We start from the raw sequence: 12,363 nt of genomic DNA, 5'->3' as shown, positions 1-12,363 counted from the left end.
CTGAATTCCGGACGGCCCTCCCGGCGCGCGCATCGCGCGGCCCCTGCCGCACCGACCTGCGGACTCCGTGCCCACGGGATCCGCTCATGCGGCAGGATGACCACGTGACCGCCCGAGACTCCGCCCCCTTCGATCCCGCCTCGATGCGCAAGCAGTACCGGGCCGAGGGGCTTTCCGAGGCCGACCTGGCCGCCACCCCCGTCGAGCAGTTCGCGCGCTGGTTCAAGCAGGCGGCGACGGACGGCGGCCTGTTCGAGCCGAACGCGATGATCGTGTCCACGGCGGACGCGCGGGGCCGGCCCAGCTCCCGCACGGTGCTGCTGAAGCACTTCGACGAGCAGGGGTTCGTGTTCTACACGAACTACGACTCCCGCAAGGGGCGCGAGCTGACCGTCAACCCGTACGTCTCGCTGCTGTTCCCGTGGCATCCGATGGCCCGGCAGGTCATCGTCACCGGCGCCGCGCGGCGCACCGGCCGGGACGAGACGGCCGCCTACTTCCGCACCCGCCCGCACGGCTCGCAGCTCGGCGCGTGGGCGAGCGGCCAGTCGTCGGTGCTGGCCGACCGTGCGGACCTGGACGCGACGTACGCGGAGCTGGCGGCCCGCCACCCGGAGGGCGAGCAGGTGCCGGTCCCGCCGCACTGGGGCGGTTTCCGGGTGGTCCCGCAGGCGGTCGAGTTCTGGCAGGGCCGCGAGAACCGCCTTCACGACCGCCTGCGCTACACGGCCCGGCCGGACGGCGGCTGGAAGGTGGAGCGGCTGAGCCCGTGAACGGGCGGGCACCTCACCGGTGCCGCGCCGGGACCGGGCGGCTCGCGGGACACCCGTTCGCGTGCGGAACGTGCCGAAGGACCGGCTGCCGGAGGCGTCAGGGCGGGTGCCGGCTCCCGTGGAGCACCCCGTGCGCCGCCGCCCGGATCTTTGCAGCCGTCCCGGACTCTGCTGCGCGATGCGGCCGGGCAGCAGAAACCGACCGGGGAGGCCGCGACGATCACCGGGGCGTCGCAGGTCGCGGTCCCCTCGGCGGAGACGTCCCGGAATTGCGCAGCAGAGTCGTCCCGGCGGCCTCGGCCCGGCACCTCGCCCCGGTGCCTCAGCCCAGCGCCTCGTCCAGCAGTGCCGCCCACTGCCGTACCACCCGCTCGCGCCGGGCCGCGTCGTCGGTGAGGAGGGTGGCCAGGCCCAGGCCGCGGGCCATGTCGAGGAGGCCCTGGACGGTCTCGCGGACACCGGGGCGGGTCTCGTCGGCGGCGAGGAGGTCCACGGCGACGCGGTGGCTCTCGCGCCCGATGCGGGACTCCAGCTCGGTCACGCGGGGCCGCAGCTGCTCCTCGTCGGAGGCGGCGACCCACAGGTGGAGGGCGGCGCGGAACAGGGGCCCGGTGTAGAGGTCGACCAGCGCGGTGACCACCGCGCGGCGGTCGCCCGCGGTCGTGCCGTCGGGGAAGAGGGCCCGCAGGGCGGTGGAGCGTTCCTCGGCGACGTACTCGACGGCGGCCGTGAAGAGGTCCTCGCGGGTCGGGAAGTGGTGCTGGGCCGCGCCCCGGGAGACACCCGCGCGTTCGGCGACGACCAGGACCGTGGAGCCCGCCCAGCCGTGTTCGGCGAGGCAGGCCACGGCGGCTTCCAGGAGCCGCTGCCGGGTGACCCGGCTGCGGTCCTGCTTGGGAACGCGCTCGGCACGGTCGCTGCGGTCGCTGCGGCCGGTCGTGCTCACACCGCCCATTGCGGGTCCCGTCGTTCGAGGAAGGCCGTCATCCCCTCCCGTGCGGTGGCGGAGGCGAAGAGGCGGGCCGAGAGCGCCGTCAGGTCGGCGGCGTCCCGGTCGAAGGTCTCCAGCACCCTAGCCGTGAGCAGCCGCTTCGTCTCGGCCAGGGCCTCGGGTGCGGCCCGGCGCAGGCCGTCGAGGACCGGGGCGAGGACCTGGTCGACGTCCTCGCCCGACACGGTGAGCAGGCCGGCGCGGACGGCTTCGGCGGCGTCGAAGCGCTCCCCGGTGAGGGAGTAGCGGGCCAGCGCACGCGGGTCGGCGCGGGGCAGCAGCGGCAGGGAGACGACGGCCGGGGCGACCCCGATGCGGACCTCGGTGAAGGCGAACGTGGCCGTGTCCGAGGCGGCGGCGACGTCGCAGGCGCCGAGCAGGCCGAGGCCGCCCGCGCGGACGTGCCCGGTGACCCGCGCGACGACCGGTTTCGGGAGTTCGACGATGTGCCGCAGCAGGCCGGTCAGCGCCTGGGGGGTCGGTGGGTCGCGCAGGTCGGCGCCCGCGCTGAAGGTGTTCCCGGTGTGCGTGAGCACGACCGCGCGGACGTCGGCGTCCCGGCCGGCGTCGGTGAGCGCGTCGGCCAGTTCCCCGACGAGGGCGGCGGACAGGGCGTTGCGGCGCTCGGAGGCGTCGAGGCTGAGGATCTCGACGCCCCGCGCGCGCCTGCGGCCGATCAGGGTCATGAGGGCTCCTCCGACCGCGCCCTCAGTTCGCGGCGCAGGATCTTCCCGGAGGCCGCCCGGGGGACGGCGCCGATGAAGGTGACGTGGCGGACCCGCTTGTACGGGGCGACGTGTTCGGCGACGTACGTCATGACCTCGCTCCGGGAGAGCCCGGGGGCGGACGGCCGGCGGACGACGTGGGCGTGCGGGACCTCGTTGCCGTCGTCGTCGTGGACGCCGACGACGGCGGCGTCGGCGATGCCGGGGTGGGTCAGGAGCAGCGCCTCGAGTTCGGCGGGGGCGACCTGGAAGCCCTTGTACTTGATGAGTTCCTTGACCCGGTCGACGACGAACAGCCAGCCGTCCTCGTCGGTGTGGCCGACGTCGCCGGTGTGCAGCCAGCCGTCCCCGTCGATGATCGCGGCGGTGGCGTCGGGGCGGCCGAGGTAGCCCTTCATGACCTGGGGACCGCGGATGAGGATCTCGCCGGACTCGCCGGGGCCGAGGTCCCCGGCCGGGTCGTCGAGGGCGACGATGCGCATCTCGGTGCCGGCGACGAGCTTGCCGACGGTGCCGGGCGGCGCGTCGTCCATGGCGTCCAGGGGGACGACGTGGGTGCCCGGCGACAGTTCCGTCATGCCGTACGCCTGGCCGACGGACGGCAGGCCGAGCCGCTGCGAGCAGGCGGCGGCGAGGCTCGCGTCCAGGGGTGCGGCGGCGCTGATGACGTACTTCAGGGAGGTGAGGTCGTACGCGGCGACCAGGGGGTGCTTGGCGAGGGCCAGGACGATGGGCGGGGCCACGTACAGCGCGGTGATGCGGTGGTTCTGGACGGCCGCCAGGAACGTCTCCAGGTCGAAGCGCGGCAGGACGACGACGGCGGCGCCCTGGCGCAGGGGGGCGTTCATCAGGGCCGTCAGACCGTAGATGTGGAAGAACGGCAGCACGGCGAGGACGCGGTCGCCGGGGCCGGCGGTGATCAGCGGTTCGAGCTGGGCGAGGTTGGTGGCGATCTGGCGGTGCGTGAGCATCACGCCCTTGGGGGTGCCGGTGGTGCCGGAGGAGTACGGCAGGACGGCGACGTCCTCGGCGGGGTCGATGGCGACCTGCGGCTCGGGGGCGGTGGAGGCCAGCATGTCGACCAGGGAGCGGTGGCCGGGCGCGCTGTCGCAGACGAGGATCTCCTCGACGCCGCCCGCGCGTTCGGCCGCCCTGCGGGCGGTCGGGAGCAGCGGGGACACGGTGACGATCCAGCGGGCCGAGGAGTCCGCCAGTTGCCTGCCGAACTCCTCTGCGGTGGCCAGCGGGTGGATGGTGGTGACCGAGGCGCCCGCGCGGGTGGCCGCGTAGAAGGCGAGCGGGAAGGCGACCGTGTTGGGGCTGTGCAGGGCGAGCACGTCGCCCTTGCGCACGCCCGCCTCGGCGAGGGCGGCGGCCACGCGCCGGTGGAACCGGTCGGCCTGCTCGTACGTGAGGGTGGTGCCGTCGGTGCCGTCGATCAGTGCCGGAGTGCTCCCGAACTCGGCGGCGCGTGCGAACACGGCTTCGTGGATGGGGAGTTCGACGGGTGGAACGTCTGCGTACTCGCTGCGGAACATGGTTCCTCCAAGACGGCCTAGTACGACTTGGGCAGGCCCAGGGTCTGGTGGGAGACGTAGTTCAGGATCATCTCCCGGCTCACCGGGGCGATCCGGGACACCCGCGCGGCGGTCACCAGCGAGGCGAGGCCGAACTCGCGCGTGAGGCCGTTCCCGCCGAGGGTGTGCACGGCCTGGTCGACGGCCTTCACACAGGCCTCGGCGGCGGCGTACTTGGCCATGTTGGCGGCCTCGCCCGCGCCCGTGTCGTCGCCGGTGTCGTGGAGCAGAGCAGCCTTCTGCATCATCAGGCGGGCGAGTTCGAGGTCGATGTGCGCCTGGGCGAGGGGGTGGGCGACGGCCTGGTGGGCGCCGATGGGGGCGTTCCACACGGTGCGCTCACGCGCGTACTCGACGGCCCTGACGAGGGCGTGGCGTCCCATGCCGATCGCGAAGGCGGCCGTCATGATCCGCTCGGGGTTGAGCCCGGCGAACAGCTGCAGCAGGCCCGCGTCCTCATCGCCCACGAGCGCGTCGGCGGGCAGCCGTACGTCGTCGAGGAACAGCTCGAACTGCTTCTCGACGGCGCTGAGTTCCATGTCGATCTGCCGCCGCTCGAAGCCCTCGGCGTCGCGCGGGACGATGAACAGGCAGGGCTTGATCCGGCCGGTACGGCCCTTCTCTGCGGACACGGTTTCGGTGCGGCCGACGACGAGGGTGGCGTCGGCGACGTCGACGCAGGAGACGAACACCTTGCGGCCGGTGAGCAGCCAGTCGCCGGTGCCGGGGTCGCGGCGCGCGGTGGTCGTGATGCGGTGCGCGTTGGAACCGGCGTCGGGCTCGGTGATGCCGAACGCCATGGTGCGGGTGCCGTCGGCGAGGCCCGGCAGCCACTCCCGCTTCTGTGCCTCGGTGCCGAAGCGGGCGATGACCGTGCCGCAGATGGCGGGCGAGACGACCAGCAGCAGGAGCGGGCAGCCGGCGGCGCCGAGCTCTTCGAGGACGAGGGAGAGTTCCGCGATGCCGCCGCCTCCGCCTCCGTACTCCTCGGGGAGGCTGACGCCGAGGTAGCCGAGCTCGGCCGCCTCCGACCAGAGTTCGGCGGGGTGGCTGCCTCCGGCGACGGTGCGGGTGAGGTAGGCGCGGCCGTAGCGGTGGCCGAGGGCGGCGACGGCCGTGCGGAGGGCCTTGTGCTCTTCGGATTCGATGACGGGCATGAGCGCTCCTGAGGGGGAGGGGCTTCGCGTCGTGTGGAGGGTGCGGGTGGTCTGTGGTTCCTCGCGTGGTTCGCGCCCCTGGGACCTGTGGCGGAAGGGGCGTCGTCGCCCGGAGGGCGGCCGCGCGACGTCATGGGGTCCTCCCTGCTCGGGCGAAACCGGGAGCTCGGGGGAGCGTGCTCCCGGCGCGCCGCCCGGAAGCCCTCGTACCGGGCGGGCGTACCCGGGCTTCCGGGTGGTGCGGGTGCGGGTGCGGGGAGTGTGTGCCGGGCGTCGCACGGCAGGCGCCCCTTTCGCCCCAGGCCCTAGCCGGGCTGCACCACCGCCAACAACGTGCCGGGCTCCACCTGCTGTCCCGTGACGGCGTGCAGGGCGCTCACCGTCCCCGTGGCCGGGGCCGTGATCCTGTGCTGCATCTTCATCGCCTCCAGCCAGAGCAGAGGTTCACCGGCCTGGACGAAGGCACCGACGGCCAGTCCCTCCGCGACCCGGACGACGGTGCCCGGCATGGGGGCCAGCAGGGAGCCCGGGGTGTGCTGGGCGGCGGGTTCGGGGAAGCGGGGCAGGGCGGTCAGGGCGGTGCCGTTGACGTACACCCGGTCGCCGTAGCGGCTGACCCCGAAGCGGCGTCGGACGCCGTCGGCCTCGAGGACGACGAGACCGGCGTCGGCGTGCACCACCCGCGCCCCGTCCACCGCGAGCCCGTCCCGCGTGTGCCGGTAACGCGCCTCGCGCTCCTCGCCCGCCACGGCGTACCGCTTGACCTGCGGTTGCGAGGGAAGGTTGCGCCAGCCGCCGAACCGGGAGCGGCCGTGGGCGTCGGCGAGGGCGGCGGCGAGCGGGGCGCGGGGGTCGGGGGCGGGTTCGGTCAGTGCTGTCAGGTGACGGTCGTAGAAGCCGGTGTCCATGCGGCCGTCGGTGAACTCCGGGTGCCGCAGGGAGCGGACGAGCAGGTCCCGGTTGGTGACGGGGCCGTGGATCGCCGCCCGTTCCAGGGCGGACGCCAGCTTGCGGACCGCCTCCGCGCGGGTGGGCGCGTGGGCGACGGCCTTGGCGATCATCGGGTCGTAGTGGACGCCGATGTCGTCGCCGTCGGTGAACCCGGTGTCCAGGCGGATCCCGCCGGGGACGGCGAGGCGGTGCAGGCGGCCGGTCTGCGGCGCCCAGTCGTGGGCGGGGTCCTCGGCGTACAGGCGGGCCTCCACGGCGTGTCCGCGCGCGGGGGGCGGGTCGTTGTCGAGGGCGTGGCCCTCGGCGACGCGGATCTGTTCGGCGACCAGGTCGAGGCCGAACACGGCCTCCGTTACCGGGTGTTCCACCTGGAGCCGGGTGTTCATCTCCAGGAAGTGCGCCCGGTCGCCGGCGACGAGGAACTCGACGGTCCCGGCGCCGGTGTAGCCCACCGCGCGGGCGGCGCGTACGGCGAGGGTGTGGAGCTCCGCGGTGAGTTCGCCGGTCAGGCCGGGTGCCGGGGCTTCCTCGATCACCTTCTGGTGGCGGCGCTGCAGGGAGCAGTCCCGGGTGCCCAGCGCCCACACCGTGCCGTGCGTGTCGGCGAGGACCTGCACCTCCACGTGGCGCCCGCCCTCCACATAGGGCTCGACGAACACCTCGCCGTCGCCGAAGGCGCTCGCGGCCTCCGCGCGGGCGGCGGCCAGTTCGGCGTCCAGGCCGGCGAGGCTCCGTACGACGCGCATCCCGCGCCCGCCGCCGCCCGCGGCCGCCTTCACCAGGACCGGCAGGTCGGCCTCGGTGACCTCGCGCAGGGGCGCGATGCCCAGGAGTTCCTTGGCGCGCGTCTTGGAGGCCATCGCCTCGATCGCCTCGGGGGGCGGCCCGATCCACACCAGGCCGGCGTCGCGTACGGCGCGCGCGAAGCCGGCGTTCTCGGAGAGGAAGCCGTAGCCGGGGTGCACGGCGTCCGCGCCGGCCGCGAGCGCGGCCTTCACGATGAGGTCGCCGCGCAGATACGTGTCGGCGGGCGCCGCCCCCACGAGGCGTACGGCCTCGTCCGCCGCGCGCGCGTGCAGCGCGTTCGCGTCGGCGTCCGAGTGCACGGCCACCGTCCGGATGCCGAGTTCGCCGCAGGTGCGGGCGATCCGGCAGGCGATCTCGCCCCGGTTGGCGACGAGGACAGTACTGATCACCATGATCCCCTCACATCCGGAAGACGCCGAAGCCACCGCGCACGCCCTCGTAGGGCGCCGTGTGGACGGCCGACAGGCACAGGCCGAGGACGGTGCGGGTGTCGCGCGGGTCGATGACGCCGTCGTCGTACAGCCGCCCCGACAGGAACACGGGCAGCGACTCGGACTCGATCTGCTGCTCGACCATGGCGCGCAGTGCCGCGTCCGCCTCGTCGTCGTACGGCCGGCCCTTCGCCGCCGCGGACTGCCGGGCGACGATGGACAGCACTCCGGCGAGCTGCTGCGGTCCCATGACGGCGGACTTGGCGCCGGGCCAGGCGAACAGGAACCGCGGGTCGTACGCCCGCCCGCACATGCCGTAGTGCCCGGCGCCGTACGAGGCGCCCAGGAGCACCGACAGGTGGGGGACCCTCGAGTTGGCGACCGCGTTGATCATCATGGCGCCGTGTTTGATGATCCCGCCCTGCTCGTACTCCCTGCCGACCATGTAGCCGGTGGTGTTGTGCAGGAAGACCAGCGGGACGTCGCGCTGGTTGGCGAGCTGGATGAACTGGGCGGCCTTCTGCGACTCCTCGCTGAACAACACCCCCCGGGCATTCGCGAGGATGCCGACCGGGTAGCCGTGCAGGGTGGCCCAGCCGGTGGTGAGGCTGGGCCCGTAGAGCGGTTTGAACGCGTCGAAGTCGGAGCCGTCGACGATCCGCGCGATCACCTCGCACGGGTCGAAGGGGGTCCTCAGGTCGCCGGGCACGACGCCCAGGAGTTCCTCCGGATCGTACCTGGGGGGCTCGGCGGGCCCCGGATCGGGGTACGCCTTGCGGTGGTTGAGGCGGGCCACGACCCGCCGGGCCCGGCGCAGGGCGTCCGGTTCGTCGACGGCGAAGTAGTCGGCGAGGCCCGACACCCGCGCGTGCATCCCGGCGCCGCCCAGGGACTCGTCGTCGCTCTCCTCCCCGGTGGCCATCCTCACCAGCGGCGGGCCTCCGAGGAACACCTTCGCCCGCTCCTTGACCATGATCACGTGGTCGGACAGGCCGGGGACGTACGCGCCTCCGGCGGTGGAGTTGCCGAAGACGACGGCGACGGTCGGGATGCCGGCCGCCGACAGCCTGGTGAGGTCGCGGAAGATCGCACCGCCCGGGATGAAGATCTCCTTCTGCGAGGGCAGGTCGGCGCCGCCGGACTCCACCAGGCTGACGCACGGCAGCCGGTTGGCGAGCGCGATGTCGTTGGCCCGCAGGGCCTTCTTCAGGCTCCACGGGTTGCTGGCACCGCCGCGCACCGTCGGGTCGTTGGCCGTGATCAGGCACTCCACGCCCTCGACGACCCCGATCCCGGTGACCAGGGACGCGCCGACCGTGTACTCGCTGCCCCAGGCGGCCAGCGGGGACAGTTCCAGGAACGGGGTGTCGGGGTCGAGGAGCAGTTCGACGCGTTCGCGGGCGAGGAGCTTGCCGCGCGCGCGGTGCCGGTCGACGTACTTCGCGCCGCCGCCCGCGAGGGCCTTGGCGTGTTCGGCGTCGAGTGCGGCGAGCTTGCCGAGCATGGCCTCGCGGTGGGCCCGGTAGTCGGGGCCCGCCGTGTCCAGGGCGGATGCGAGGACGGTCACAGGAGGGCCTCCGGGATGTCCAGGTGGCGGGAGCGCAGCCATTCGCCGAGCGCCTTGGCCTGCGGGTCGAAACGGGCCTGCGCGGCGACGCCCTCGCCGAGGAGGGACTCGACGACGAAGTTCAGGGCGCGCAGGCGGGGCAGGACGTGCCGGGTGACGGGCAGGCCGGCGGCCTCGGGGATCAGCTCGCGCAGCCGCTCGACGGTCAGCTCGTGCGCGAGCCACCGCCAGGCGGCGTCGCTCCTGGCCCAGACCCCGACGTTGGCGTCGCCGCCCTTGTCCCCGCTGCGGGCACCGGCGACCAGGCCGAGGGGGGCGCGCCGGGCCGGTCCGGGTGCCAGGGGCCGGGGCGGTTCCGGCTCCGGTACGTCCGCGAGGACGGCGGTGTCGTGGGGCGGGCCCACCGGGATGCGGCGGCCGTCGTGGAGGACGGCCAGGTGGCCGACGGAACCCTGGGGGACGTACACGTCCTCGAAGACCCCGTAGGGGGCGCCCTTTCCCGGTGGCGCCAGCACATGGAATCCGGGGTAGCCGGCCAGCGCCAGCTCGACGGCGGCACCGCTGAACGCCCGTCCGACCGCGTCCTGCGCCGGGTCCCGCACGACGAGCCGCAGCAGGGCGCTCGCGGTCTCCTCGGTGTCCGCGTCGGGCCGGTCGGTCCGTACGAGCTCCCAGCGCACCTCGGCGGGCGACGACGTGGCGAGCGGGCCGGCCATCTGCTCCTTCACGAGGTCCGCCTTGGCCTCGACGTCGAGCCCGGTGAGGACGAACACGACCTCGTTGCGGAATCCGCCGAGCCGGCTCCGCCCGACCTTGAGCGTGGGCGGCGGCGCCTCTCCGCGCACGCCGTCGATCCGTACCCGGTCGGGCCCGTCCTGGCCGATCCGCACGCTGTCGAGCCGGGCGGTGACGTCCGGCCCGGCGTACCGGGCGCCGCCGGTCTCGTAGAGCAGCTGCGCGGTGACGGTGCCGACGTCGACGAAGCCGCCGGTGCCGGGGTGCTTGGTGATGACGCTGCTGCCGTCCTCGTGCACCTCGGCGAGCGGGAAGCCGGGCCGCCGGAGGTCGGCGGGGGGCCGCTCGTGGAAGAAGGCGTAGTTGCCGCCGGTGGCCTGGGTCCCGCACTCCAGCACGTGTCCGGCGACGACGGCCCCCGCGAGCCGGTCGTAGTCGGTCGGCGCCCAGCCGAAGTGCGCGGCGGCCGGGCCGGTGACCAGGGCGGCGTCGGTGACCCGCCCGGTCACGACGACGTCGGCGCCCGCGCGCAGGCAGGCCGCGATGCCGAAGCCGCCGAGGTAGGCGTGGGCGGCGAGGCTCCCCGGATGGGCGGCGGTGAGGTCGTCGCCCTCGACGTGCGCGACCCGCACCGGGATGCCGAGCCGCCCGGCCAGCTCCCGTACGGCACCGGCGAGCCCCGCCGGGTTGAGTCCGCCGGCGTTGGCGACGATCCTCACCCCCCGCTCGTGGGCGAGGCCGAGGCACTCCTCCAGCTGCCGCGGGAAGGTGCGGGCGTACCCGGCGGAGGGGTCCTTGAGCCGGTCGCGGGCGAGGATGAGCATGGTCAGCTCGGCGAGGTAGTCGCCGGTGAGGACGTCGAGCTCACCGCCGGTGAGCATCTCGCGCAGGGCGTCGAAGCGGTCCCCGTAGAAGCCGGAGGCGTTGCCGATGCGCAGGTCCGCCGTCACGGGGTGTGCCCCCGGCCGCCCCTGCCCTCCTCCTTCGGCGGGCGTCCGCCCCCGGGCGGCCCGGCGAAGGCCTGGGCGATGTCGAGCCAGCGGTCGGCGTCGGGCCCGTCGGCGGTGAGGGCGAGATCGGCGCGGTGGGCGCGCCGGGTGACCAGGAGACAGAAGTCGAGCGCCGGCCCGGTGACCCGCTGCGGGGCGTCCTCGGGCCCGTGGCACCACAGCTCGCCGCCCGCGCTCTTCGGTGCGACGAGTTCGACGCGGAAGGGCTCGGCGGGCGGGGTGAGGCCGTGGACTCCGTAGGCGAAGTCCCGGGTCCGCACCCCGAGCCGGGCCACGTGCCTCAGCCGGTCGGTGGGTGGCCGCGGCACACCGGTCGCGTCCGCGATGTCGAGCCCGTGGGCCCAGGTCTCCATGAGCCGGGCCGTCGCCATGGAGGCCGCCGACATGGGGGGCCCGTACCAGGGGAAGCGCGCCCCGGGCGGGGCCGACCGCAGCCCGTTCTCCAGCGCCGCGCGCCCCTTGCGCCACCGCGCGAGCAACTCGGCGGGCGCGAGCCGGGCGTATTCCTCGGCACCCTCGTCGACGAAGGTGTGCGGGGCGGCGAGCGCCTGCTCGACCAGTGCCCGGAACCCGTCCCCGTCCGTGACGGCGAGCAGCGCCGAGTGGTCGGTCCAGGCGAGGTGCGCGATCTGATGAGCGACGCTCCACCCGGCGGCGGGCGTCGCCAGCCCCCATTCCTCGGGCCCGAGCCGGGCCACGAGCCGGTCGGCCTCCTCGCTCTCCTCATGCAGATCGTCGATCACGGACGACGGATCGGACACGATGGCGCTCCCCTCGGGGCACGACGGTGTGCGGCGCGGTTGCGTGGAGCATGGCAGCGGACCGAGAAACAAGCAAGCGTGCTTGCATGAATGGGTCGGCCGCTCTCCCCGCGCCGTGTGCGCGGGGACCGCTACGGCCCGGGTGCGAAGACCGCGTCGGTGAGGTCGCGTTCCAGGGTGGCCCCCTGGAAGCCGTAGGTGCGGATCGAGGGGATCCTCAGGATCAGGCAGAAGCGTTCGGTGGAGGAGACGGCGTCCGCTATCCGGCGGTACGAGTGGCGGAGGAAGTACGCGGCGGCGTGGTTGGTGACGGCGCTCTGCCCGCAGATGAGGATGACGGGACGGGACCCTCCCGGAGCGGTGAACTTCGCGAGCAGCGCGTACCCCTGGTTCTCGCGGTCCCAGCGGTAGAAAGCACCGCCCGCCTCGATGGCCAGCGGATGGTCCGGATGGGTGTAGGGGTGGAACGTGACGCCGGGGAGGCTGTGGGCGAGATGGCCCGCGCTCCGCACGTTCGAGCCGAGCGGGCCCCCTATGCAGAACTCCGGCTTGTTCCCGTTGCTGCCCCGGAAGTCGTCGCTGCGGACGATCTCGACCTCGCACTCCAGACTGTGACTGAGGACGGCTGCCTCGATCATCGCCTGCACGTCGTGGTGATGGGTGGTGCCCGGAGCGCCGTACTTGTTGTTCATCACGATCAGGCAGGTGTCTCCGGGGCGGGCGCCGACGACGCGCATCCGCGCCCGGAGGTCCCGGCCGTGTCTGCCGCGCTGCCACAGCCACACCGCCAGGCCGCTCAGGCAGCTGGCCAGCAGCCCCAGCACGACATCGCCGATCGCCCCGGCCAGCATGGTGTTCTCCCGTCCCCCCGGTAACTG

Annotated in this window: 10 protein-coding genes; 1 reads left to right on the top strand and 9 read right to left on the bottom strand. The window is 74.1% G+C overall.

Annotation, left to right across the window (positions count from 1 at the left end):
- The first annotated feature begins 104 nt into the window (after nt 1–104).
- Nucleotides 105–773: a pyridoxamine 5'-phosphate oxidase gene (pdxH, locus tag TU30_RS13680; protein ID WP_042169339.1), complete on the top strand. Its 669-nt coding sequence runs from the start codon at nt 105–107 to the stop codon at nt 771–773.
- A 322-nt stretch (nt 774–1,095) separates the two neighbouring features.
- Here pdxH and TU30_RS13675 read toward each other — a convergent pair whose 3' ends face one another.
- From TU30_RS13675 to TU30_RS13635, 9 genes are all read right to left on the bottom strand, one after another.
- A complete protein-coding gene (locus TU30_RS13675; protein ID WP_042169128.1) occupies nt 1,096–1,728 on the bottom strand; it encodes a TetR/AcrR family transcriptional regulator in 633 nt (210 codons plus the stop codon).
- Nucleotides 1,716–2,450 carry an enoyl-CoA hydratase family protein gene (locus tag TU30_RS13670; RefSeq protein WP_042169125.1) on the bottom strand — a complete coding sequence of 245 codons (735 nt, stop codon included), beginning with the start codon at nt 2,448–2,450 and terminating at the stop codon, nt 1,716–1,718. Before TU30_RS13670 ends, TU30_RS13675 begins: the two co-directional genes overlap by 13 nt.
- Entirely contained in the window at nt 2,447–4,027 is a 1,581-nt protein-coding gene (locus TU30_RS13665) for a 4-coumarate--CoA ligase family protein (RefSeq protein ID WP_042169123.1), read from the bottom strand. Before TU30_RS13665 ends, TU30_RS13670 begins: the two co-directional genes overlap by 4 nt.
- A 17-nt stretch (nt 4,028–4,044) precedes the next feature.
- Nucleotides 4,045–5,223, bottom strand: coding sequence for an acyl-CoA dehydrogenase family protein (locus TU30_RS13660; RefSeq protein WP_042169120.1), 1,179 nt, complete (start codon nt 5,221–5,223; stop codon nt 4,045–4,047).
- Between the two features lie 305 nt (nt 5,224–5,528).
- Nucleotides 5,529–7,370 carry a biotin carboxylase N-terminal domain-containing protein gene (locus TU30_RS13655; protein WP_042169337.1) on the bottom strand — a complete coding sequence of 614 codons (1,842 nt, stop codon included), beginning with the start codon at nt 7,368–7,370 and terminating at the stop codon, nt 5,529–5,531.
- A 10-nt stretch (nt 7,371–7,380) separates the two neighbouring features.
- Nucleotides 7,381–8,979, bottom strand: coding sequence for an acyl-CoA carboxylase subunit beta (locus TU30_RS13650; RefSeq protein WP_042169117.1), 1,599 nt, complete (start codon nt 8,977–8,979; stop codon nt 7,381–7,383).
- Nucleotides 8,976–10,664 (bottom strand): acyclic terpene utilization AtuA family protein, encoded by a 1,689-nt coding sequence (locus TU30_RS13645; protein ID WP_042169116.1) that lies wholly within the window; start codon nt 10,662–10,664, stop codon nt 8,976–8,978. Before TU30_RS13645 ends, TU30_RS13650 begins: the two co-directional genes overlap by 4 nt.
- Nucleotides 10,661–11,485, bottom strand: a complete 825-nt coding sequence (locus TU30_RS13640) for a TIGR03084 family metal-binding protein (RefSeq protein WP_042169114.1) — start codon at nt 11,483–11,485, stop codon at nt 10,661–10,663. Before TU30_RS13640 ends, TU30_RS13645 begins: the two co-directional genes overlap by 4 nt.
- Before the next feature lie 131 nt (nt 11,486–11,616).
- A complete protein-coding gene (locus TU30_RS13635) occupies nt 11,617–12,336 on the bottom strand; it encodes a hypothetical protein (protein ID WP_042169111.1) in 720 nt (239 codons plus the stop codon).
- Nucleotides 12,337–12,363: the final 27 nt, after the last annotated feature.

Origin of the sequence: Streptomyces sp. NBRC 110035 (assembly GCF_000829695.1) — a bacterium.
Classification (GTDB): domain Bacteria; phylum Actinomycetota; class Actinomycetes; order Streptomycetales; family Streptomycetaceae; genus Streptomyces.
Note: the sequence above shows the minus strand (reverse complement) of the source record. Positions and strands in the feature narration are given on the sequence as shown.